The organism is Nonomuraea sp. NPDC050663 (genome assembly GCF_044456985.1).
Lineage (GTDB): Bacteria > Actinomycetota > Actinomycetes > Streptosporangiales > Streptosporangiaceae > Nonomuraea.
The window spans coordinates 155197-177316 of the sequence record NZ_JBITGL010000017.1 but is presented as its reverse complement, the minus strand read 5'-3'; the positions used below and the strand labels follow the sequence as shown (position 1 = coordinate 177316).

Here is a 22120-nt window from a genome sequence, read left to right as displayed (position 1 = left end):
TTCGCGAAGCACCATCTAAGGGGCATTACGGTTGTGCCTTGTGACCGCAATCCAGGCCCCAAAGGCGCGCAACCTGCCCTGGTCGTCGCGCGCCTGGCTCAACACCGCGCACGCCGTGGTGGGCCTGCCGCTCGCGTTGCCGCCGTTCGTGCTCATCCTGCTGCACGTGGTCCTGGCCCTGGGGCTGAGCTGGACCTTCTTCCTGTCGCGTGCCGTGCTGCGGCACCTGTCGAAGGGCCTGCACGCCTACACCGTGCGGCAGGGCGCGCGGTTCGAGGCCTTCCTCGGCGAGCGCCTGCCGATGCCGTCGTTCCCGGCCGACCGGTTCGCGTGGCGGCGCGGCGAGACCTGGCGGACCCTGATTTATCACCTATTCGTGGCTCCGATCACCGGGGTCATCGGCGCCGCCGTGGTCACCGCGGCCTGGGCGGGCGGGGCGACCATGGCCACCAGCCTGCTCTGGAGCCCGCAGAGCAGGCGCACGCTCCTGGAGCTCACTCCCACGGGCCTGCTGCTCCTGGCGTTCGCCCCGCTGATCGCCCAGGCGGTGGCGCAGGCCAACCTGTTCGTGGCCCGCCGCATGCTCGGCCCGACCCGCAGCGACGTGCTGACCCACAAGGTCGAGAACCTGACCGTCAGTCGCGCCGAGGTCGTCGCCGCGGCCGACGCCGAGCGCCGCCGCATCGAGCGCGACCTGCACGACGGCGCCCAGCAGCGCCTGGTCTCCCTGGCGATGAACCTGGGCATGGCCAGGGCGCAGTTCACCGACGCGCCCGAGCCCGTCAAGGCGGCGCTGAAAGAGGCCCACGAGGAGGCCAAGCAGGCCGTCAAGGAGCTGCGCGACCTGGTGCGCGGCCTGCACCCGGCGATCCTGAGCGAGCAGGGACTCGACGCGGCGCTGTCGGGCCTGGCGGCCCGGATACCGCTCCCCGTACGGCTCAGCGTCGACGTCGCGGAACGGGCCGCTCCCGCCATCGAGGCGGTGGCGTTCTTCGTCGTCTCCGAGGCGCTCACCAACATCGTCAAGCACGCGGAAGCCGCCAGGGCCTCCATCGAGGTGGTCCGCACGAGCGACCGGCTGACGCTGAAGATCACCGACGACGGCCGCGGCGGTGCCAAGCTGGGGGCGGGCAGCGGCCTGCGCGGCCTGGCCCAGCGCGTCAACTCCGTCGACGGCACCCTCGCCATCGACAGCCCCCTCGGGGGACCGACAACCATCACCGTGGAGCTGCCATGCGGGTAGTGCTCGCCGAAGATTCCGTCCTGCTCCGCGAGGGCCTGGTCCGGCTGCTCGGCTCGGCCGGCATCGAGGTCGTCGCCGCCGTCGCCGACGCCGACGAGCTGCTGCGCGCGGTCGACGAGCACGAGCCCGACCTGGTCGTCACCGACGTGCGCATGCCGCCGACGCACACCGACGAAGGGCTGCGGGCCGCGCTCGTGCTGCGCGGGGAGCGGCCCAACCTGGCGGTGCTGGTGCTGTCGCAGTACGTCGAGGAGCGTTACGCCACCCAGCTGCTGGCCACCGCTACCAGCCGCGTCGGCTACCTGCTCAAGGACCGGGTGGCCGACGTGTCGGAGTTCCTGGAGGCGGTGCACCGGGTGGCGGGCGGCGGCACCGCGCTCGACCCCGAGGTGGTCGCCCAGCTGCTCATCCGCGGCAACAACGGCCCGCTCGACCGGCTCACCCCGCGTGAGATCGACGTGCTGCGCCTGATGGCGGAGGGCCGCGCCAACACCGGCATCGCCACCACGCTCGTCATCAGCGAGAGCGCGGTGGCCAAGCACATCAACAACATCTTCACCAAGCTCGATTTGAGCGCCGACAGCCAGGACCACCGGCGGGTGCTGGCCGTGCTGCGCTTCCTGGAGTCCGGCAGGTGACCTCGCGTGCGACCTGGGTGGCCTGGGGCGCCGTGGCGACCGCGATCGCCCTGGCCGCCGGGGTGTTCGTCGGCTGGGTGCTGCTGGAGCGCCCGCCGAGCCAGGAGGTGACCGCGCAGCAGACCTACCCGCTGGCCGCCGCCGACCTGGCGCTCAACGCCGTGCGCGGCCCCGGCGAGGTGCAGGTCTTCGCCGGGAGGCCGGGCGAGGTCAGGGTCGAGCGCAAGGTGCGCTGGGACAGGGCGGAGCCGCGCGTGGTCCAGACGTTCGAGGGCGGCGAGCTGCGGCTGGAGCTGGAGTGCCAGAGGAGCACCCACCTGACCGGGTCGCTCTGCGAGGCCGACTACCGCGTCTGGGTGCCGCCGAGGACCAGGCTGCGCGCCGACGTCGGCGACGGGCTGCTGGCCGTCACGGGGGTGCACGGAGCGCTCCGCCTCACCGCCGCCGACGGCACGGTCATGGTCAGCGACGCCTCGGGCGCGCTGACCCTGCGCACCCGCAGCGGCAGCGTCGTGGCCGCCGGGCTGCGCTCGCCTGAGGTCGACGTGCAGAGCCTGGTCGGTGACGTGACGCTGGACTTCGCCGGGGTCCCAGAGAAGGTCTCGGCGATCCTCACCGAGGGCACGATCGCGCTCGACGTGCCGGACGAGGGCCGCTACCGCGTTGTGAGCGATGTCACACGTGGAGGCGAGACCGTGGATGTGGCGACCAGCGAGGCCGCGACCAGCGTCATCACCGCTCGCGTGACGGAGGGGTCCCTGCGGATCCGCTAGCCCGGAGGGGTTATCGTCATAGTGACGAAAGGATGCCCATGGTTCCCCTCAAGCTGACGGCGCCCGAGCCGGGCTGGACGGTTGACGCCGATGTGGTCGTGGTCGGATCCGGTATCGCGGGGCTCACGGTGGCGCTGCGCCACGTCGAGCTCGACCCCTCCGCCAAGGTCCTGGTGGTGACCAAGGACGTGCTCTCGTCCGGCTCCACGCAATGGGCCCAGGGCGGCATCGCCGCCGTGCTCGACCCCGCGGACTCGGCGGAGGAGCATCTGCAGGACACCCTCGTGGCGGGTGTGGGGCTCTGCGACGTGCCTGCCGTACGGGCTCTGGTCACCGAGGGGCCCGCCGCGCTGCACCGGCTGATGGAGCGCGGGGCGCAGTTCGACCGTGACGCCGCCGGCGGCCTGCAACTGACGCGCGAGGGCGGGCACCATCGCAACAGGATCGTGCACGCCGGCGGCGACGCCACCGGCGCCGAGGTGCAGCGTGCCCTGACCGAGGCGGTGCGCGCCTGCCCGCAGGTCAGGGTGATCGAGCACGCGCTCGTCCTCGACCTGCTTAAGGACGGGGAGGGCCGCGCCGCGGGCGTCACTCTGCACGTCATGGGCGAGGGCGCGCGCGACGGCGTCGGCGCCGTCCACGCCCGCGCGGTCGTGCTGGCCACCGGCGGCATGGGCCAGATCTACGCCTCCACCACCAACCCGGTCGTCTCCACCGGCGACGGGGTGGCGCTGGCGCTGCGGGCCGGAGCCGTCGTCAGGGACCTGGAGTTCGTGCAGTTCCACCCGACCGTGTTGTGGCTGGGTGAGGACTCGACCGGGCAGCAGCCGCTGATCTCCGAGGCGGTGCGCGGCGAGGGCGCCTACCTGATCAACGAGGCGGGCGAGCGGTTCACCGACGAGCTCCAGCCGCGTGACGTGGTCGCCAAGGCCATCATGCGTGAGCCGGGCCAGGTCTACCTCGACGGCCGCCACTTCGGCGCCGACCTGTGGAAGTCCCGCTTCCCCACGATCTACCAGGCCTGCCTGGAGCACGGCCTCGACCCGGCCGCGGAGCCGGTGCCCGTCATGCCGGCCGCCCACTACGCGAGCGGTGGCGTCAGGACCGACCTGCTGGGCCGTACGTCGATCGAGGGGCTGTACGCCTGCGGCGAGGTGGCCTGCACGGGCGTGCACGGCGCCAACCGGCTGGCCTCCAACTCCCTGCTCGAAGGGCTCGTCTTCGCCGAGCGCATCGCCTCCGACATCTTCCTCGCCCAGCACGCGCCCGGCCCCGTGGCGCCGGGCCGTCCGGAATCAGGGCTGGTCGACCCGCGCGCCCGCGCGCGGATCCAGGCGCACATGAGCCGCGGCGCCAGTGTCCTGCGCAGCGCCGGATCGCTGAAGCAGGTGGCCAAGGCCCTGACCGACGCCCAGTGGACGCCCGTGGCGGTCCTGCCGGGCGTGGAGTCGTGGGAGACGACCAACCTGCTCACCGTGGCCTCCGCCCTGGTGGCCGCCGCCCGCGTACGCCAGGAGACCAGGGGCTCGCACTGGCGCGAGGACTTCCCCGAGCGTGACGACGACGAATGGCTGGGGCACATCGACCTCAGGCTGACCGAGGAGGGGCTTGCCATGACCTACGCACCGCACACGATGCCGCGGCGCACCGCCGACGAGCTGCGCTCGGCCGGGCTCGACCCCGCCGAGGTCCAGCAGGTGGTGGACCGCGCGCTGGCCGAGGACCTGCAGGCCGCGGGCGACGTGACCAGCCTGGCCACCATCCCCGGGGAGCAGGTCTCGGTGGCCGACGTGGTGGCGCGCGCCGACGGCGTGGTCGCGGGACTCGCCGTCGCCGAGGTGGTCTTCCTGGCCCTGGGCGTCGGCCGCGCGGAGCGGAGGGCCAAGGACGGCGAGCGAGTGACGCGCGGCGACGTGCTGATGACGGTGGAAGGGCCCACCCGCGCCCTGCTGACCGCGGAGCGCACCGCGCTCAACCTGCTCACGCACCTGTCGGGCATCGCCACGCAGACGGCCATGTGGGTGGAGGCGCTGCGCGGGACGAGGGCGGCGGTGCGCGACAGCCGCAAGACCCTGCCGGGGCTGCGGTCGCTGGAGAAGTACGCGGTGCGCGCCGGCGGCGGCACGAACCACCGGATGTCGTTGTCCGACGCCGCCCTGATCAAGGACAATCACGTCGTGGCGGCGGGTGGAGTGGCCCAGGCGTTCCGCGCGGTGCGGGAGGCCTACCCCGACCTGCCCATCGAGGTGGAGGTGGACCGCATCGACCAGATCGAGCCGGTGCTCGCCGAGGGCGCCGCGGAGATCCTGCTCGACAACTTCACCGTCGCCGGGTTGCGTGAGGCCGTCGAGCTGGTGGCCGGCCGCGCGCGGCTCGAAGCCAGTGGCGGGCTGACCTTGGAAACGGCGGCGGCTGTGGCTCAGACTGGCGTGGACTACCTTGCGGTGGGCGCGCTCACGCACTCGGCGCCGGCGCTCGACATCGCCTTGGACCTACGGGGAGCTTGATGCTGCTCACGATCGACGTCAGCAACACCCACACCGTGTTCGGCCTGTTCGAGGGCGACGAGGTGGTCGAACACTGGCGGCTGGCCACCGACGCCCGCCGCACGGCCGACGAGCTCGCCGTCGTGCTGCAAGGGTTGCTCAACCTCTCGCCCCTGCTGAAGAACGTCGACATCTCCGGCATCTCGATCTGCTCGACCGTCCCGAGCGTGCTGAACGAGATGCGCGAGATGTGCCGGCGCTACTACGGCGACGTGACGGCGGTCATCGTGGAGCCCGGAGTGCGCACCGGCGTACCGGTCCGCATGGACAACCCCAAGGAGGTCGGCGCCGACCGCATCGTCAACGCGCTGGCCGCCATCGACCAGTACGGCGGGCCCTGCGTCATCGTCGACTTCGGCACCGCGACCTCCTTCGACGCGGTCTCCGCCAAGGGGGAGTACGTCGGGGCGGTGACCGCTCCGGGCGTCGAGATCTCGATGGAGGCGCTGGCCGCCGCCGGGGCGCAGCTGCACAAGGTGGAGCTGGTCCGCCCGCGCTCGGTGATCGCCAAGAACACGGTCGAGGCGTTGCAGGCGGGGATCATCTACGGCTTCGCCGGGCAGGTCGACGGCATCGTCGAGCGCATGGCCGCCGAGCTGGCCGACGACCCCGACGACGTGACCGTGGTCGCGACGGGCGCGCACGCCGCCCTGGTGGTCAGCGAGGCCCGCTCGATCGACATCCACGAACCCTGGCTGACCCTGATCGGGCTGCGGCTCATCTACAACCGCAACACGACGTGAGAATGCCCTCCCGCGCCTTTGCGGGAGGGCATCACAGGGTGCGTCAGGGCGATCACACGGCCTCGTAGTCGTAGAGGTAGTTCCACTTGCTGCACTTGGTGAAGTAGTTGCCGTGCTTGTCGGTCTGGCAGACCTTGACGCGCACGCTGCGGACGTCGTCCTCCTCGAAGTGGAAGGACTTGTAGCCGGGGTAGCCGCAGTACTTCTTGCTGTAGACCTGCTCCCACTCGTGGTGGTCGTCGCCCAGGTAGTTCACCTGGAACTTGACGTAGGCGCACTTGCCGCCCTGGCTGTACTTGCGGGGGTCGAGGTCGTAGAGCTTGCCCGAGACCTCGGTGGTGTTGCTGTGGTGGTCGTACCAGTCGACCGAGATGTGGCCCTTGGCCTTGGCCAGGTAGTGCTTGGCGTAGTAGTAGCCCCAGTCGCTGTGGTAGTCGGACGGGACGGTGGTGGCGCTGGCGGCGGCGGGCACCGAGGCGGCCATGGCGGTGGCGGCGGCAGCGGCGACCAGACCGATGACGATCTTCTTGAACATGGTGTCTCCCTTGGGCTCCCCTTGGACCGGCGCCTTGCCGGTTCCCCCCTGAGCCCGTAAGAAAGTGATAAGTCGGCCCGCTTTCATGGATCATGCATCCGGCTGACCACCGCTTGCACTTCGGTAACCTTTAGTGCTGTGGAACTTCCTGAGCAGATGCGTATCAGGCGGGAGAAGCTCGACCGCCTCCAGCGTGAAGGTGTCAACCCGTACCCGGTGAACTTCCCGCGTACCACCACCAACGCCGCGCTCAGGGAGAAATACGCCGGCCTGGAGCCCGACACCGCCACCGGCGACCGCGTCGGCGTGGTCGGCCGCGTGATGCTCAACCGCATCGGCGGCAAGCTCTGCTTCGCCACCCTGCGCGACGGCTCCGGCGACCTGCAGGTCATGATCTCGCTCGACAAGGTCGGCGAAGACTCCCTGGCGGCCTGGAAGTCCGACGTCGACCTCGGCGACCACGTCGGCATCGAGGGCGAGGTCATCACCTCCCGCCGCGGCGAGCTGTCGATCCTGGCCGACCGCTGGGCCATCACCTCCAAGTGCCTGCGCCCGCTTCCCGAGAAGCACACGGGCCTGACCGACCCCGAGGCGCGCGTGCGCCAGCGCTACCTCGACCTGATCGTCAACGACGAGGCCCGCGCCACCGCCTACGTGCGCAGCCGCGTCGTGCGCGCGATCCGCGACTTCTGGCACGAAGAGGGCTACCTGGAGGTCGAGACCCCCCAGCTGCAGCCCATCCACGGCGGCGCCGCCGCGCGTCCCTTCAAGACGCACATCAACGCCTACGACATGGAGCTCTACCTCCGCATCGCGATCGAGCTCTACCTCAAGCGCCTGGTCGTGGGCGGCATCGAGAAGGTCTTCGAGATCGGCCGCAACTTCCGCAACGAGGGCGCCGACTCCACCCACAACCCCGAGTTCACCATGCTCGAGGCCTACGGCACCTACCTCGACTACGACGACATGGCCGACCTGACCCAGCGCATGATCCAGAAGGCGGTCGTGTCGGCGCTCGGCACCACCGTCGTGCCGTTCGGCGACGGCGAGGTCGACCTGGGCGGCGAGCGCTGGCCGCGCATCACCCTCTACGGCGCGGTCTCCACCGCCGTCGGCGAAGAGGTCACCACCGAGACGCCCATCGAGCGGGTGCGCGAGATCGCCGACAAGCACGAGGTCCACTGGGACTCCAAGTGGGGCCAGGGCAAGCTGGTCCAGGAGCTGTTCGAGGAGCTCGTCGAGCACACCCTCGTCCAGCCGACGTTCGTCATGGACTACCCCATGGAGACTTCGCCGCTGGCGCGCAAGCACCGCGACAACCCTATGCTGACCGAGAAGTGGGACCTGATCGGGTTCGGCACCGAGCTCGGCACGGCCTTCTCGGAGCTGACCGACCCCATCGACCAGCGCGAGCGGCTCACCCAGCAGTCGCTGCTGGCCGCCGGGGGCGACGCCGAGGCCATGCAGCTCGACGAAGACTTCCTCACCGCGCTCGAGTACGGCATGCCGCCGACGGGCGGCATGGGGCTGGGCGTCGACCGGCTGGTCATGGCCTTCACGGGCAAGAACATCCGCGAGACCATCCTCTTCCCGCTGGTCAAGCCGACTTCCTGAGCCCCACGGCACTCCGGCGCCCTCGCAGCCAGGCCTCGCACGCGAGCGTCTGCGCGAGGGCCTCGTGCCGTATCGGGCCGAGCAGCGTGCTGCGCAGCACGTCGGGATCGATCAGCCCGAGCTCGCCGAGGATCGAGTCGTCGCACAACGCGAGCAGCTCCGCCTGGTTGCCCCGCAGGCCCGCGCGGGCGTCGATGCCCGCCCGCCCCCTGCTGGTGCGCCCCAGGTTCTCGTCGGGCACGATCCCCCGCATGCTCGCGACGAGCAGCGGCCGGTGCCGTCGCGGGTCGCCGCGCTCCTCGGGCCGCACCCGCAGCACCGCCTCTGCCAGCGGGCCGTCGCAGAACGGATGCACGGTGCGCAGGCCGAGATCGGCGCCGGCCTGGTCGAGCTGCCTGGTCAGCAGCGTCGCCCGCCAGAGCCGTCGCAGCACCCACGCGGGGAAGACCACCGGTGTGCCCCACCGGCCGGGGCGGAACCAGTCGCCGTAGGCGCTCGTGTCGGCCATCATGCGCACCAGCGAGCGCGACGGTCCCATGGCCCGCAGGTGGCTCAGCGCCAGGAGCGGCCTCCTGCGCGCCAGCCTGGCCAGGTAGGAGGCGGGCGGCACGAACAACCGGTCGGCGCCGAAGCCCGTCATGTGGACCTGGCTGCCCTTGGCCGCCAGCATCTCGCCCTGGGCGCGGAACATGCCGAAGGCCCGGAGCTCGCGGAAGGGCAGGTCCACCCGCTGCCCGCTGCGCACCGCCTGGTCGTACGGCATGCCGTACTGCCCGGGGGTGACGGTCAGGTGCTCCACGGGCGGCAGGTGGCGCAGCGCCCGTTCTGCCCAGTCGAGGTCGTTGTCGGCCGGGTCGTCCGACACGGTGGTCACCACGGTCGTCAACCCCTCCGCCAGGAAGCAGAGCGACGTCGAGCCGAGCCCGCCCGACAGGTCGGCCGACCTGACCCCTGTGCCGAGGTGGGCGTCGACCGACTCGCGCAACGCGGCCGCGACGGCCCGCGCGCCGGGTTCCAGCGGCAGCTCGGGCTCCGGCGGCGACCACACCCGCACGAGCCTGGCCCGGCCGTCGGGGTCGATCTCCACGGCGTGGTCGGGCCGTACGGCATGCACGCCGCGCCACGGCGGGACCGGCTCGATGGGCAGGTCGAACAGGTGCGCCGCGATCCGTTCCTGGTCGAGCTCGGCCCCCACGAGCGCGGCGAGCACGTCCGCGCGGTCGGCGACCACGGTCAGCCCGGCGAGCCGGGCGTGGAACAGGCGGGCGCCGCCCGAGAGGGTGCCGCGCAGGCGCATCCGGCCGTCGTCGTTGGACAGGACGTGGCAGGTGCGCTCGTTCCCCGGTTCCGGCCCGAACAGGGTCCGCGCGCGGGTTCGTGTCCTCAGCCAGCCTTCCGGCCAGTCGCCCGCGAGCCAAGGGCGGCCCGAGCGGTGGTGCACCACGTGCGGGCACCGGGCCAGGAAGGTCTCCGCCGCGGCCCGCGCTCCGGGGTGGTCGGGCAGGCACACGAACCACGGCCCGCTTGACACCCCCACGAACCCCCTCGACTAGCCCGATCGCGATCATAGGGTTGCCCGGGGCAGTAATGAAGGCTTGCCGTGCTTTGTCAAGAAACCCGGACAATGTCAGGGAACCAGGACCAGCCGTCCCCGCAGCCCGCCCTTGCCCACGCGCTCGTAAGCTTCGGCCGCCCGCTCCAGCGGGTAGGTGCCCGCCACCCGCAGCGAGAGGCGCCCTGACTGCGCGAGCCGCGAGACGGCGGTGAGCTGGATGGCGTCGGCGGTGACGAAGACCGTCTCGACGCGGTGACCGCGCAGCGGCAGGGGAGCGGCGCCCGCCTGCACGGCGACGAAGACGCCGCCGTTGCGCACGCTGTCCTGGGCGTCCAGGCCCACGGCGGCGGAGTCCACCACGCCGTCGACCCCGCCGGGAACGAGCGCACGCACCCCCGACGACAGGTCGTCGCCGCGCGGCAGGAACCACTCGGCGCCGAAGCCGCGCACGGCCTGCTCGTCCTGCGGCGCCGCCACCGCGACCACACGAAGCCCGCGCAGGGCCGCCAGCTCGACCGCGTAGCCGCCCAGCCCGCCCGCCGCGCCCGTGATCAGGATCGTCTGGCCGGCGTCCAGGCGGGCCAGGTCCAGAGCCTGGAGGGCGGTGAGCGCGTTGAGCGGCAGGGTGGAGGCCTCGACGGCCCCGATGCCCTCGGGGGCGGGCGCCACGGCGGCGGAGTCCAGCACCACGTAGTCCGCCTGGGCCTTGAAGGGGATCGCGAGCCGGTCCGACAGGCCGATCACCCGGTCGCCGACGCCGAGCCGTACTCCCGTTCCCACCTGGTCCACGACGCCCGCCACGTCCCAGCCCAGCGCCCACGCGTCGCGCTTGGGCGCGAGCCCGTAGTCGGGCAGCACGCCGGCCGCGGTGACCACGTCGATCGGGTTCACGGCCGCCGCCTCGACCTTGATCCGTACCTGGCCCGGCCCCGCCTCAGGGGCGGGCGTCTCGATGATGTCCAGCTGCCCGTCACGGGCGATCAGTGCTCTCATGGCCACGACCCTAGGAAGAGTTGCTCTCTTCTGGTAAGAAGGCACCCAGAAGTGCGTAACTCACCACGAGGAGCGTCGTGTCCACCCAGACAGCAGCCGAACGTCGCGCGGAGGCCAAGGTCGCCTACGACGCCTACATCGACAAGTGCCCTTCGCGGAAGCTGCTCGACACGCTCAGCGACAAGTGGGTGAGCCTGGTGCTGGTCGCCCTGTCCGACGGGCCGCGCCGCTACAGCGACGTGGCCAGGCGGATCGCCGGGGTCAGCCAGAAGATGCTCACTCAGACCCTGCGCTCCATGGAGCGCGACGGCCTGGTCACCCGCACGGTCACCCCCGCCGTGCCGGTGCGTGTCGACTACGAGCTCACCGCGTTGGGCCGTACCCTCCTGCCGCTGATGGCGGCGGTCAAGGCCTGGGCCGAGGAGCACATCGAGGAGGTCGAGGAGGCGCGCGGCCGCTACGACAGCCTGACCTGAAGCCGCGCGAGCCCGCGCAACACGAGGTTCTCCTTGTACGGCGGAGCACGCTCCAGGAGCCGTGGCTCCCGTCGGGCCAGCTCCTTCAAAGCGATCTCGCCCTCCAGCCGCGCCAGCGTCGCCCCGAGGCAGAAGTGGATGCCCAGCCCGAAGGCCAGGTGCCTGGGCGAGCTTGACAGCGGGTCGAAGATCTCGGGCGAATGGAAGATCGCCGGGTCGCGGTTGGCCGCCCCGAGAAGCAGGAGCACCATCTGGCCCCTGGCCGAGATCTCGGTGTCGACCAGGCTCACCCGGCCGGTCAGCTGCACGGGCGGGTCGTAGCGCAGGACCTCCTCCACGACCTGCTTGGGGTGGTCGGAGGCCAGAGCCCACATGTCGTGCCGTGACAGGGCCAGCACCCCGTTGGCGATCAGGTTGACCGTCGTCTCGTGCCCCGCCACCAGCAGCAGGATGCAGGTCGCGACCATCTCGTCCTCGGTCAGCTCCTGGTTCTCGACCAGGACGCTGAGCAGGTCGTCGCCCGGCCACAGGCGGCGCAGGACGATCAGCTCGCGGAAGTACTCGCGGAACTCCGCCCGTGCCCGCAACGTCTGGGCCTCCTCGTCGGAGGGCAGCAGCGGATCGAGGCTGCGGGCCAGCTTCTCGCTCCAGCCGCGGAAACGTTCGTGGTCGCTCGCGGGGACGCCGAGCAGCTCGGTGATGACCAGCACGGGCAGCGGGTAGGCGAAGCGGGCGATCAGGTCGGCCTCGGCGGGCAGCTCGTCGACGAGCTGCTTGGCGATGCCCTCGATGCGCGGCCGCAGCCGCTCCACCATGCGCGGGGTGAAGGCCTTGCTGACGAGTGAACGCAGTCTTGTGTGCTGCGGCGGATCCATGAACAGGAAGGATTCGGCTCCGGTTGCGCCATGGCCGAAACGGGGATCGCGTAACACGGCCGTGCATCGTTCATGGGTCGTCGCGAGGAGCATACCGAGCGGCGTTCTGACCAGGGGAGCATGCTCTCGGAGGCGGCCGTAAGTTGGGTATGGGTCGCGAAGAAACTCGGGGTCGGCGGGATCGAAGCCGAGGAGATCCGCTGCGGTCACGAGGCACGCAGCCCGGGTGTCAGGATCATTGTCGAGATCTCCCGGCTCATCACGACGTGTTCTGACATATCGTGAGTAGTTCACATTGTGTTGATCACGTCAATAGCGCTGGTCAAGTGGGGAGATGGCCCACCTTGACGACCTTTCCAGAATGCGTTTACCGTTTCGCTCGGGCGAGACACCGCCGGCTTCTGCAGTGGGGGGAGGCTCCGGATGGATTTACTCACCGAGGGCGTTGAGTTGAGCCGGGCCGATCTGGCTCTGCTCGGTGAATTGGCCAAGGGCGTCACGGTCGATCGGGTGGGCCGCAGGCTGGACATCAGCGGGCGGACCGTACGACGCCGTCTGCGGGTCATCTGCGACCGCATCGGAGTGGCGACCGCCATCGAGGCGGTCGCCTGGGCTGCGCGCCGTCAGCTTATCTAGGCCGTCGGCTGGTCTCCGGCTGACGGGCGTCAGTCCGCGATACGTACGGCTCCCGCCCACGGGCGGCGGCCGATGGGGGCCAGCCTGACGACATCTCCGGTCTGCGGGGCGTGCACCATCATGCCGCCGCCGACGTAGATGCCGACGTGGTGCAGGTCGCTGTAGAAGAACACCAGGTCACCCGGCCTGAGCTCCTCCTTGGAAACATGCCTGCCGGCCGTCCAGAGATCGCCCGTGTAGTGCGGCAGGCTGATTCCGACCTTCTGGTAGGCGGCCATCACCAGACCCGAGCAGTCGTAGGAGTTGGGGCCCTCGGCTCCCCACACGTACGGCTTGAGCTGCTGGGTCAGCGCCCAGCGGGTGGCCTCGGCGGCCTTGCCGCTGCCGATGATCGGCAGGTTGACGCGCACGGCGCGGCCGCGGTTGCTGGCCTGGGCGAGTGCATCGGAGTAGAGCTTGCTCTCGACCTTGGCGACCAGCTTGACGATCTTGTCGCGCCGCCCGTCGAGATCGGAGATGAGCTCCTGCACCTGGCTGATCCTGGCGGTGGCGTCCTTCTCCGCCTGCGTCGCCTTGTTCATCGCCTGGGCCACTTCCTTGAGCTGGCCGCTGTGCTGCTCCTCCAGGGCGGAGGTCGTGGCGGCGCTGTCGAGGAAGGTGTCGGGGTCACCCTTCTGGCTGAAGGCCATCGCGTGGTCGTACCCGCCGGAGATGTAGGCGCTCTGCGCCAGCAGCATGGCCGTACGGCGCTTGGTGGCGAGTTCGCGCTGGCGGCTGGCCAGGGTCTTCTGGGCCTCGGCCGAGGTCTTCTCGGCGTCCTTCAGCTTCACCCGCTGGCCGTTGTACTGCTCGGTCAGCTGCCCGATCTGGGTGTGAAGCCCCTCGGCCTGCTTGGCCAGCTCGTTGATCGTCGGCTCGGGATCGGCCGCCGCGGATCCCAGCGGGAAGGCGACGGTCAGCGCCATGAGGGCCGCGCAGACGGCCACGACCCGCCTGCCGCGCCGGGCGGCGAGCGCGGGGTGTTCCGGGGGGCGGGCGTGCTTGCCCGCCGACTTCCCTCCACGACCGCGTGTGCGCTTCACCAAGCAGCCACCTCTCCTCTCACCGCGCCGACCGGGTTAGCTGTCGGGTTCGGGCCGGAGCAGCCCTACCGAGCGGCTGCTCGGACTCACCCCAGGTGCATTTGTGGTTCCCCGGTTCCCCCGACGAGGGGATTGGGCGCATCCCCCCGCAGGATCACAAAGGGATATCGACGCTGGACACTAGTGCACGATCAGTTCCTGCTCAACCAGAACTGCGAATTCCGTTGAGGTTTGGCATCGTCCGGATCACGCCAGGATCACGCGCACGCGCGGTCACCCGAGTGTTGTGCGCAGTTTACGGTGCTTTGGGACTGCTGTGACCAGCGGTGACTCCTGGGGCTCGGCGGCCGAGCAGGCCGGAGATAGGGGCTAGCCGTAAATAGATCGGTACGCTGGAGCCTCATGGAGCAGGTCGCCGAGCGCGAGACCAAGACGTTCGTCAGGCGTGCACGCACGGCCGACGTACGGACGATCAAGCGTCTCGTCGACACCTATGCCGGTGCCGGGCCACGGCTTCTGGAGAAGGCCACCGTCACCCTCTATGAGGATGTCCAGGAATTCTGGGTAGCCGAACACGATGGAAAAGTCGTCGGCTGCGGCGCATTGCACGTCTTGTGGGAGGACCTCGCGGAAATCCGTACGGTCGCCGTGGATCCCGATCTCCGGGGCACGGGCGTGGGCCACCGGATTGTCGCCGCACTCATCTCCACCGCCCGCGAACTCGGCCTGCGCCGGGTCTTCTGCCTCACTTTCGAGGTTGACTTCTTCGCCAGACATGGCTTCCTGCCCATCGACGGCACCCCCGTGTCGCCCGAGGTGTACGCCGAACTGCTGGCCTCCTATGACGAGGGCGTGGCCGAGTTTCTCGACTTGGAGCACGTCAAGCCGAACACCCTCGGCAACACTCGGATGCTGCTGCACCTGGCGGCAAATGACGCGAGTGTTGACCAAGGGGAAAGGTGATTGTTGATACCTATGCCGATACCTTGGGCAGCAGCAAGCATGTGTCCTGACATGTGCCACATGCGAACTCGAAGTGAGGTGACACGGTGAGCACCGGACAGCCGCCGTATCCACAGGGTGATCCCGATGAGAACGACAAGCCCCGGGCTCCCGAATACGGACAGCAGAACGCAGACCCAGACGTGACCGTCGTCGGCTACCGCGCCGAAGACGGCACCTACGGCCAGCAGCAGGGTTACGGCCAGCAGGGCTATGGCCAGCAGCAGCCGTACGGCCAGCAGCAGCAGGGCTACGGCCAGCAGCAGGGCTATGGTCAGCAGCAGGGCTACGGCCAGCAAGGCTACGGCCAGCAGGGTTACGGCCAGCAGCAGCCCGGTTACGGCGACCAGCAGCAGGCCTATGGCCAGCAGTCGGCGTCGGGCCAGCAGGGCTACGGCCAGCAGCAGCCCGGTTACGGTGACCAGCAGCAGGGTTACGGTCAGCAGGCCGCCTCCGGCCAGCAGTACGGCCAGCAGCCCGGCTACGGTCAGCAGCAGGGCTACGGCCAGCAGCAGCCGAGCTACGGCGACCAGCAGCAGGGTTACGGCGACCAGCAGGCCTACGGCCAGCAGTCGGCGTCGGGCCAGCAGGGTTACGGCCAGCAGGGCTATGGCCAGCAGCAGCCCGGTTACGGCGACCAGCAGCAGGCCTACGACCAGCAGCAGGCTTACGGCCAGCAGTCGGCGTCGGGCCAGCAGGGCTACGGCCAGCAGCAGCCGAGCTATGGCGACCAGCAGCAGGGTTACGGTCAGCAGGCCGCCTCCGGCCAGCAGTACGGCCAGCAGCCCGGCTACGGTCAGCAGCAAGGCTACGGCCAGCAGCAGCCGAGCTATGGCGACCAGCAGCAGGGTTACGGCGACCAGCAGCAGGCCTACGGTCAGCAGGCCTATGGCCAGCAGCCCGCCTCCGGCCAGCAGTACGGTCAGGGCACCCAGCCCGGCTACGCCCAGCCGGCGTACGGCCAGCAGCAGCCCGACTACGGCCAGCAGCAGTACGGCACGCCCCCTGCCTACGGCCAGCAGCAGTACGGCCAGCCCGCCTACGGCCAGCAGCCCGGCTACGGGCACCAGCCGGTGGGCGTGCAGCCTCCCGGCGCCCCCGCCCCGCTCGCCGAGTGGTGGCAGCGCCTGGTGGCCAGGATCGTCGACGGCGTGATCCTCGGAGTCGTGGCGGGCATCCTGACCGCGATCTTCGGTTTCCTCGTCCCGAGCTACAACTGGGCGACGGGCGGATCGAGCGGCAGCTGGGTCCTCTACTACCTCGTCATCGCCATCGTGACGACGGCGGTCTGGGTCGGCTACGACTTCTTCATGAACCAGCTGAAGGCCCAGACGGTCGGCAAGATCATCATGGGCATCAAGGTGGTCCAGGTGGGCGGCCCCGTGCAGCCCGGCGGTCTGCCGACGGACGTCTCGTTCAAGCGGGCGCTGGTGACCTACGGCGGTTACATTCTCTACGGCCTCGCCTTCTTCCTTCCCTTCGGAATGGGGCTGGGCGGACTGCTGGTGGCCGTGAACGGCGCTTCGCTGCTGTGGGACAAGCCTCTTCAGCAGACGTTCGCCGACAAGTGGGCCAAGACCGTGGTCGTGAAGGTCAAGTAACCCGACCGAGCACAAACGGGGGCCGGCAGATGCCGGCCCCTGTTTCGTACCCGGGCCCGAACCAAAATGTGCGATATAGCCCGGTGGGAGGTGAGTGGATATGACCGAGACCCCGCCAGGGACGCGTGGGGTCCCCGCCGAATGGTGGGAACGCTTCGCGGCGCGCCTCATTGAGGCGCTCGTCTTCGGCGTCCTCTATTACATTCTGTCCATCCTGCTGTGGCTCTTCTTCCGGACTGTCGGCCTTCCGGATGGCCTGATCGTCGTGGGCGCCTGGTTCTTGGCGGGCGCCGCCTATACCGGCTATGAGTGGCTCGCCCTTTCCAGGCGTGGCCGCACCTTCGGTAAGTCGATCATGAAGATTCGTGTCTCCCCGCACACCCGCACCGCCGCGCTGAAACGGGCCCTGCTCTATCCGGGCCCGGCGATCGTGATGGGCATTCCGCTGGCCAATCTGCTTGCCGGAATGCTGGTGTTCGCCGTGGGGTTGTTCATCTTGATCGACAAGCCCCGCCAGCGAGGACTCGATGACCGCTGGGCTGGAACGGTAGTGGTCAAAGATGGACGATGACGTGGCAAGCAACACAATTGCGTAGATTTCCCATGATCCGGTAAGAACTCTGCCCAGACTGGTATTAGGCTGAGCACGTGGTGTCCCATCACCCCCGCTGAGCGGGTGGGACGTCGATCGCGCTAGGGTCGTGTACTGTCCGGCGGCGCGTAGCAGCGCCGCACGTCCGTGGTGTTGCTTGTGCATTAAGTGCCCCCCGTGGAGTCGAGGACGAATGCAAGCCGTTACCGATGTAATCACTGCGTTGCTTCCGCCCACTGTCGTGGCCGCCGTCTTCATCTATGGCGTGGTGAAGTTGGTCAAGTCGGAGGCTGCGGGCCGGCGGTCAAACGCCGCCGAAGGGCCCGAGAACCAGAACTGATCCGCCGCCCATCGGAATCACGTGGCGTTGAATTGTGCCGACGCCTTTCCGGGTATATGTTTGGGCAGGCGAATGAAGCAATACTCCGGAAAGGAATGCGTAGATGGCCAAGCAGATCCAGGAGATTCTCATCGATGACCTCGATGGAGGCGAGGCCAATGAGACGGTCAGCTTCGCTATTGACGGTGCCTCCTACGAGATTGACCTGAGCGACGGAAACGCCAAGAAGCTGCGTGACGCACTGACGCCTTTCGTGCAGGGTGCTCGCAAGTCGGGCGCCACCGCCGTGCGCCGTCGTGGCGGCGGCCGGGCGAGTTCTCGTCAGATGAGCCGCGACCAGAGCGCGCGTATCCGCGCCTGGGCCAAGGAGCGGGGGCTGCCCGTCAGCGAGCGCGGCCGCATCGCGGGAAACATCGTGGAGCAGTACGAAGCGGCTCACTAGTCGACGCCCATGCGCTTATGACGATCGCCAAGAACCCCGGCGGATGCCATAAGCGCATGATCGTCTTGCTGTCAGGTTTTGCGTTCTTTTCTTGTCTCCGCGCTTTGATCACAGCCCCTCGCGGCGCCGTACGACCGTTCACCGCCACGGTCGGGTGTTCGCCCTCGGCGATCAGCGCGTGAGGTCTTTCGGCCATCTGGCCCGTAGGATGTGGGGACTGCCTCGTGATGCTTTCTCCGAGAGCCCCTAAACCTCGTTCGCTTGCGGCGTATCGGGAACACACCACCCTCAGACAGTAGTTGGATGGAGGGTGAACGCCCTGCTCTCGGGGAACGTTCTCTGCTATAGAGCGGCAGAGGGCCAAGGATCGCCGAGCCAGGGCTAGCATGCGGGATGACGGGACCGGATTTGCCGGGCCTGGGCTGACCGCTCTGTGAGGAGCGACGAGATGTTCGAGAGGTTCACCGACCGAGCGAGGCGTGTTGTCGTCTTGGCCCAAGAAGAGGCCAGGATGCTCAACCACAACTACATCGGCACTGAGCACATCCTTCTGGGTTTGATCCACGAGGGTGAGGGCGTTGCCGCCAAGGCTCTGGAGAGTCTCGGCATCAGCCTTGAGGGTGTGCGTCAGCAGGTCGAGGAGATCATCGGCCAGGGCCAGTCGGCTCCGTCGGGGCACATTCCCTTTACCCCGCGGGCCAAGAAGGTCCTCGAGCTGTCGCTCCGTGAGGCTTTGCAGCTGGGCCACAACTACATCGGCACCGAGCACATCCTGCTCGGTCTCATCCGCGAGGGTGAGGGTGTGGCGGCCCAGGTGCTCGTGAAGCTTGGAGCCGATCTCAACCGTGTGCGGCAGCAGGTCATCCAGCTGCTCCACGGCTACCAGGGCAAGGAGCCGGCCGCGGCCGGCGGTCCGCAGGAGTCCGCTCCTTCCACCTCCCTGGTGCTCGACCAGTTCGGCCGAAACCTGACCCAGGCTGCCCGCGAGGGCAAGCTCGACCCGGTCATCGGCCGTGAGAAGGAAATCGAGCGGGTCATGCAGGTCCTCTCCCGGAGGACCAAGAACAACCCGGTTCTGATCGGCGAGCCCGGCGTCGGCAAGACCGCCGTCGTCGAGGGCCTGTCACAGAAGATCGTCAAGGGTGAGGTGCCCGAGACGCTCAAGGACAAGCAGCTCTACACGCTTGACCTCGGCGCGCTCGTGGCCGGTTCCCGCTACCGCGGTGACTTCGAAGAGCGCCTGAAGAAGGTGCTCAAGGAGATCCGCACGCGCGGCGACATCATCCTGTTCATCGACGAGCTGCACACCCTCGTCGGCGCGGGCGCCGCCGAAGGAGCGATCGACGCCGCCAGCATCCTCAAGCCGATGCTGGCCCGTGGCGAGCTCCAGACCATCGGTGCCACCACGCTCGACGAGTACCGCAAGTACCTTGAGAAGGACGCCGCGCTCGAGCGCCGCTTCCAGCCGATCCAGGTGGCCGAGCCGTCGCTCAGCCACACGATCGAGATCCTCAAGGGCCTGCGCGACCGCTACGAGGCTCACCACCGCGTCTCCATCACCGATGGGGCGCTGGTCGCCGCCGCGCAGCTCGCCGACCGCTACATCAGCGACCGCTACCTTCCCGACAAGGCGATCGACCTCATCGACGAGGCCGGTTCGCGGATGCGCATCCGCCGGATGACCGCTCCGCCGGACCTGCGCGAGTACGACGAGAAGATCGCGAAGGTGCGCCGCGACAAGGAGTCCGCGATCGACGCGCAGGACTTCGAGAAGGCCGCCGCCCTCCGCGACCAGGAGAAGCAGCTCCAGCTCAAGCGCGAGCGCCGCGAGCGGGAGTGGAAGGCCGGCGACATGGACGTCGTGGCCGAGGTCACCGAGGAGCTCATCGCCGAGGTGCTCGCGACCGCCACCGGCATCCCGGTCTTCAAGCTGACCGAGGAGGAGTCGCAGCGCCTGCTCCGCATGGAGGACGAGCTGCACAAGCGGATCATCGGCCAGGACGACGCCATCAAGGGTCTGTCCCGTTCGATCCGCCGCACCCGCGCCGGCCTGAAGGACCCGCGCCGTCCCGGTGGCTCATTCATCTTCGCCGGCCCGTCCGGCGTCGGTAAGACCGAGCTCGCCAAGACGCTCGCCGAGTTCCTGTTCGGTGACGAGGACGCCCTCATCACGCTCGACATGTCCGAGTTCATGGAGAAGCACACCGTCTCGCGGTTGTTCGGCTCCCCGCCCGGATACGTCGGCTACGAAGAGGGTGGCCAGCTCACCGAGAAGGTGCGGCGCAAGCCGTTCTCCGTGGTCCTCTTCGACGAGATCGAGAAGGCCCACCAGGACATCTTCAACTCGCTGCTGCAGATCCTGGAAGACGGTCGCCTGACCGACGCCCAGGGCCGCGTCGTCGACTTCAAGAACACGGTCATCATCATGACCACCAACCTCGGCACCCGAGACATCTCGAAGGGCATCGGGGTCGGGTTCGCGAAGAACAACGACGCCGACTCCAACTACGACCGGATGAAGTCCAAGGTCCAGGAGGAGCTCAAGCAGCACTTCCGGCCCGAGTTCCTCAACCGTGTCGACGACATCGTGGTCTTCCACCAGCTCACGCCGAAGGAGATCATCCAGATCGTCGATCTGATGCTCGCCCAGGTCGCCGAGCGCCTGAAGGACCGCGACATGGGGCTCGAGGTCTCCGACGAGGCCAAGCAGCTGCTGGCCGACCGCGGCTACGACCCCGTCATGGGTGCTCGCCCGCTGCGCCGGACCATCCAGCGCGAGCTGGAAGACTCGCTGTCGGAGAAGATCCTGTACGGCGAGCTGCGTCCTGGTCAGATCATCAAGGTGACGGTCGAGGGCGAGGGCGACAACGCCACGTTCGCCTTCGTCGGCGAGACCGCCCCGGCCCGGGTCCCCGACTCGGCCGCCGCGATCGCCGAGCCGATCCAGAACTGACCGGTTCTGCCTGAGAAAGGCCCTCGCTCCGCTTCGGAGCGAGGGCCTTTTCTCATTTCACCTGCGAGTCGGGGGCCGGACCTTGGGCCGTCGGGTCTTGACGTGCCCTCCCCGGTGAGCGTGTCGTCGGTAAATTTCACCGAGACCTCGTCCCAGACCGGGTCGGCGTCCGGGAAGCTGTTCTTCTCGATTTTCCCTTCCTGGCAATTCCCTGGCACGGGCGCCCTCGGCCCTGAGGGCGCTGTGGGGAAAAGCGCCCATAGTGCGCGTCTCGCGAACTGAGATGGAATGGTTGCCGGATCGGCTATACCACCACCAGAAGTAGTACTACACTCCGTAGAGCAAGACATCGCCAAGTCTCACGCAAGTCTCCCCCAAGAGCATGCGCCTAGGGTGAGGCTGCTCCCTGGGGAGTAGTAAGCAGTCAACTCAGGGCGGACGCACCGGAGACCCCGGAGCCGGAATGCTCGAGGCAGGCGAGAACGCCGACAGTCGAAGCCGTGGAGGAAGCCGATGCGCCTGCGTCACGAGGACGGAACTCTCGTTCACCTGGCCTACAACGCCGGCGTCCACCCCGCCGAGGACCTCGAGAACCTCATCGCCCACCTGACCCGCTACGCCGTACCCGTGCGCAAGCGCCTCGGCGTCGAGCGCATGGGCATCGGCCTGTGGTTGTCTCCCGGCGTCGCCGACCACCTGACCGCCGACCGCATCGAGCTCGTACGGCTGCGCCGCTCCCTGGAGGAGCGCGGGCTGGAGGTCGTCAGCCTCAACGGCACCGGCGGGCGGCACCAGGAAGCGCCCGGCCCCGACTGGGCCAAGCCCGAGCGATACCGCTACACGATGGCACTGGCGAAGATCCTCGCCTTCCTGCTGCCCGAAGACGTACGGTTCGGCAGCATCTCCACGATCCCGATCGGCTGGCGCCGCGACTGGCCCGCCGACCTGCACTCCATCGCCACCCGCCGCCTGGAGCGGCTGGCCCGCGAACTGCGCGGCATCTACAGCGTCACCGGCAAGACCATCCGCGTCGGCTTCGAGCCGTGGCCCGGATGCGTCCTGGAGACGACCGAGCAGGCGCTGGAGCGTGTGGGCGGGATCGACTCCGAGCATCTCGGCGTCTGTCTCGACGCGTGCAACCTGGCGTGCGGCGACACCGAGGAATCGGGCACCGCCCTGCGCGGCTTGGCCCAGGCGGGGGCGCCCGTGGTGAAGCTCGGACACGTGCACAACCACGAGAGCCCCGACACGGGCGCCGTGCTGCACGACACGCTGGCCGCCATGCTGTCGGGGGCCGTGGCGGGCACCGCGCACATCGAGGTCGAGATGCACCACCTGGCTGCCCCGCTGAAGGCCAAGGGCCCGGGGGCACTGGTGTCGGTGCTGGCGGAGGAGCTCGACTGGGCCCGCACCAACCTCACGGGCCTGGGCCTGCAACTGGCCGCCTGAGGTGCTGGCGATCCTCCGCTGAAGCGGCCTGG

General features: G+C 69.1%; 19 protein-coding genes and 1 riboswitch. Of the genes, 14 read left to right on the top strand and 5 right to left on the bottom strand.

Annotation, left to right across the window (positions count from 1 at the left end; all coding sequences use genetic code 11):
• Nucleotides 1-40: 40 nt before the first annotated feature.
• From ACIBH1_RS38670 to ACIBH1_RS38650, 5 genes are read left to right on the top strand one after another with little or no spacing between them, the layout of a single operon-like run.
• Nucleotides 41-1243, top strand: coding sequence for a histidine kinase (locus tag ACIBH1_RS38670; RefSeq protein ID WP_397319021.1), 1203 nt, complete (start codon nucleotides 41-43; stop codon nucleotides 1241-1243).
• On the top strand, nucleotides 1234-1881 hold the full coding sequence (locus tag ACIBH1_RS38665; protein ID WP_397319020.1) for a response regulator: 648 nt from the start codon (nucleotides 1234-1236) through the stop codon (nucleotides 1879-1881). Before ACIBH1_RS38670 ends, ACIBH1_RS38665 begins: the two co-directional genes overlap by 10 nt.
• A complete protein-coding gene (locus tag ACIBH1_RS38660; RefSeq protein WP_397319019.1) occupies nucleotides 1878-2654 on the top strand; it encodes a hypothetical protein in 777 nt (258 codons plus the stop codon). The genes ACIBH1_RS38665 and ACIBH1_RS38660 overlap by 4 nt, the downstream gene beginning before the upstream one ends.
• 32 nt (nucleotides 2655-2686) lie before the next feature.
• Nucleotides 2687-5161 (top strand): L-aspartate oxidase, encoded by a 2475-nt coding sequence (locus ACIBH1_RS38655; RefSeq protein WP_397319018.1) that lies wholly within the window; start codon nucleotides 2687-2689, stop codon nucleotides 5159-5161.
• The gene (locus tag ACIBH1_RS38650; RefSeq protein ID WP_397319017.1) at nucleotides 5161-5943 is read left to right on the top strand and encodes a type III pantothenate kinase; all 783 of its coding nucleotides are present in this window, start codon (nucleotides 5161-5163) and stop codon (nucleotides 5941-5943) included. Before ACIBH1_RS38655 ends, ACIBH1_RS38650 begins: the two co-directional genes overlap by 1 nt.
• Nucleotides 5944-5995: 52 nt before the next feature.
• Here the strand turns inward: ACIBH1_RS38650 and ACIBH1_RS38645 are convergent, their stop codons facing one another.
• The gene (locus tag ACIBH1_RS38645) at nucleotides 5996-6478 is read right to left on the bottom strand and encodes a hypothetical protein (RefSeq protein WP_397319016.1); all 483 of its coding nucleotides are present in this window, start codon (nucleotides 6476-6478) and stop codon (nucleotides 5996-5998) included.
• A gap of 156 nt (nucleotides 6479-6634) precedes the next feature.
• On the opposite strand from ACIBH1_RS38645, the gene lysX reads away from it, so the two are divergent.
• Nucleotides 6635-8092 (top strand): bifunctional lysylphosphatidylglycerol synthetase/lysine--tRNA ligase LysX, encoded by a 1458-nt coding sequence (lysX, locus tag ACIBH1_RS38640; protein WP_397319060.1) that lies wholly within the window; start codon nucleotides 6635-6637, stop codon nucleotides 8090-8092.
• On the opposite strand, the gene ACIBH1_RS38635 is transcribed toward lysX, so the two are convergent.
• Both ACIBH1_RS38635 and ACIBH1_RS38630 read right to left on the bottom strand, forming a co-directional pair.
• Nucleotides 8076-9623 carry an asparagine synthase-related protein gene (locus ACIBH1_RS38635; protein WP_397319015.1) on the bottom strand — a complete coding sequence of 516 codons (1548 nt, stop codon included), beginning with the start codon at nucleotides 9621-9623 and terminating at the stop codon, nucleotides 8076-8078. The two genes, lysX and ACIBH1_RS38635, sit on opposite strands and share 17 nt — an antisense overlap.
• A gap of 96 nt (nucleotides 9624-9719) precedes the next feature.
• Nucleotides 9720-10640: an NADP-dependent oxidoreductase gene (locus tag ACIBH1_RS38630; protein WP_397319014.1), complete on the bottom strand. Its 921-nt coding sequence runs from the start codon at nucleotides 10638-10640 to the stop codon at nucleotides 9720-9722.
• A 77-nt stretch (nucleotides 10641-10717) separates the two neighbouring features.
• Here ACIBH1_RS38630 and ACIBH1_RS38625 point away from each other — a divergent pair, with 77 nt between their 5' ends.
• On the top strand, nucleotides 10718-11116 hold the full coding sequence (locus ACIBH1_RS38625) for a winged helix-turn-helix transcriptional regulator (protein WP_397319013.1): 399 nt from the start codon (nucleotides 10718-10720) through the stop codon (nucleotides 11114-11116).
• Here the strand turns inward: ACIBH1_RS38625 and ACIBH1_RS38620 are convergent.
• A complete protein-coding gene (locus ACIBH1_RS38620) occupies nucleotides 11098-11991 on the bottom strand; it encodes a cytochrome P450 (protein WP_397319012.1) in 894 nt (297 codons plus the stop codon). The two genes, ACIBH1_RS38625 and ACIBH1_RS38620, sit on opposite strands and share 19 nt — an antisense overlap.
• Before the next feature lie 423 nt (nucleotides 11992-12414).
• Between ACIBH1_RS38620 and ACIBH1_RS38615 the strand changes: the two genes are divergently transcribed.
• Complete coding sequence (locus ACIBH1_RS38615; protein WP_181610905.1) at nucleotides 12415-12627, top strand: LuxR C-terminal-related transcriptional regulator; 213 nt, start codon at nucleotides 12415-12417, stop codon at nucleotides 12625-12627.
• Between the two features lie 29 nt (nucleotides 12628-12656).
• On the opposite strand, the gene ACIBH1_RS38610 is transcribed toward ACIBH1_RS38615, so the two are convergent.
• Nucleotides 12657-13709 (bottom strand): NlpC/P60 family protein, encoded by a 1053-nt coding sequence (locus tag ACIBH1_RS38610; protein WP_397319011.1) that lies wholly within the window; start codon nucleotides 13707-13709, stop codon nucleotides 12657-12659.
• An 11-nt stretch (nucleotides 13710-13720) separates the two neighbouring features.
• A riboswitch (cyclic di-AMP (ydaO/yuaA leader) is annotated at nucleotides 13721-13858 on the bottom strand.
• 253 nt (nucleotides 13859-14111) lie between these two features.
• On the opposite strand from ACIBH1_RS38610, the gene ACIBH1_RS38605 reads away from it, so the two are divergent.
• From ACIBH1_RS38605 to ACIBH1_RS38580, 6 genes are all read left to right on the top strand, one after another.
• A complete protein-coding gene (locus ACIBH1_RS38605; protein WP_397319010.1) occupies nucleotides 14112-14672 on the top strand; it encodes an amino-acid N-acetyltransferase in 561 nt (186 codons plus the stop codon).
• Between the two features lie 86 nt (nucleotides 14673-14758).
• On the top strand, nucleotides 14759-16312 hold the full coding sequence (locus tag ACIBH1_RS38600; RefSeq protein WP_397319009.1) for an RDD family protein: 1554 nt from the start codon (nucleotides 14759-14761) through the stop codon (nucleotides 16310-16312).
• 100 nt (nucleotides 16313-16412) lie between these two features.
• The gene (locus ACIBH1_RS38595) at nucleotides 16413-16883 is read left to right on the top strand and encodes an RDD family protein (protein WP_397319008.1); all 471 of its coding nucleotides are present in this window, start codon (nucleotides 16413-16415) and stop codon (nucleotides 16881-16883) included.
• A gap of 464 nt (nucleotides 16884-17347) precedes the next feature.
• Complete coding sequence (locus ACIBH1_RS38590) at nucleotides 17348-17686, top strand: Lsr2 family protein (RefSeq protein WP_181610909.1); 339 nt, start codon at nucleotides 17348-17350, stop codon at nucleotides 17684-17686.
• Nucleotides 17687-18134: 448 nt separating this feature from the next.
• Nucleotides 18135-20639 (top strand): ATP-dependent Clp protease ATP-binding subunit, encoded by a 2505-nt coding sequence (locus ACIBH1_RS38585; RefSeq protein WP_397319007.1) that lies wholly within the window; start codon nucleotides 18135-18137, stop codon nucleotides 20637-20639.
• A gap of 513 nt (nucleotides 20640-21152) precedes the next feature.
• Nucleotides 21153-22088, top strand: a complete 936-nt coding sequence (locus ACIBH1_RS38580) for a TIM barrel protein (protein WP_181610911.1) — start codon at nucleotides 21153-21155, stop codon at nucleotides 22086-22088.
• The last annotated feature ends 32 nt before the right edge of the window (nucleotides 22089-22120 follow it).

Coding starts and splice junctions, on each gene's coding strand:
- lysX (WP_397319060.1), top strand. CDS start 6,635: ATGCGTATCAGGCGGGAGAAGCTCGACCGCCTCCAGCGTGAAGGTGTC.
- ACIBH1_RS38650 (WP_397319017.1), top strand. CDS start 5,161: ATGCTGCTCACGATCGACGTCAGCAACACCCACACCGTGTTCGGCCTG.
- ACIBH1_RS38665 (WP_397319020.1), top strand. CDS start 1,234: ATGCGGGTAGTGCTCGCCGAAGATTCCGTCCTGCTCCGCGAGGGCCTG.
- ACIBH1_RS38620 (WP_397319012.1), bottom strand. CDS start 11,991: ATGGATCCGCCGCAGCACACAAGACTGCGTTCACTCGTCAGCAAGGCC.
- ACIBH1_RS38580 (WP_181610911.1), top strand. CDS start 21,153: ATGCGCCTGCGTCACGAGGACGGAACTCTCGTTCACCTGGCCTACAAC.
- ACIBH1_RS38595 (WP_397319008.1), top strand. CDS start 16,413: ATGACCGAGACCCCGCCAGGGACGCGTGGGGTCCCCGCCGAATGGTGG.
- ACIBH1_RS38585 (WP_397319007.1), top strand. CDS start 18,135: ATGTTCGAGAGGTTCACCGACCGAGCGAGGCGTGTTGTCGTCTTGGCC.
- ACIBH1_RS38605 (WP_397319010.1), top strand. CDS start 14,112: ATGGAGCAGGTCGCCGAGCGCGAGACCAAGACGTTCGTCAGGCGTGCA.
- ACIBH1_RS38590 (WP_181610909.1), top strand. CDS start 17,348: ATGGCCAAGCAGATCCAGGAGATTCTCATCGATGACCTCGATGGAGGC.
- ACIBH1_RS38645 (WP_397319016.1), bottom strand. CDS start 6,478: ATGTTCAAGAAGATCGTCATCGGTCTGGTCGCCGCTGCCGCCGCCACC.
- ACIBH1_RS38655 (WP_397319018.1), top strand. CDS start 2,687: ATGCCCATGGTTCCCCTCAAGCTGACGGCGCCCGAGCCGGGCTGGACG.
- ACIBH1_RS38615 (WP_181610905.1), top strand. CDS start 12,415: ATGGATTTACTCACCGAGGGCGTTGAGTTGAGCCGGGCCGATCTGGCT.
- ACIBH1_RS38630 (WP_397319014.1), bottom strand. CDS start 10,640: ATGAGAGCACTGATCGCCCGTGACGGGCAGCTGGACATCATCGAGACG.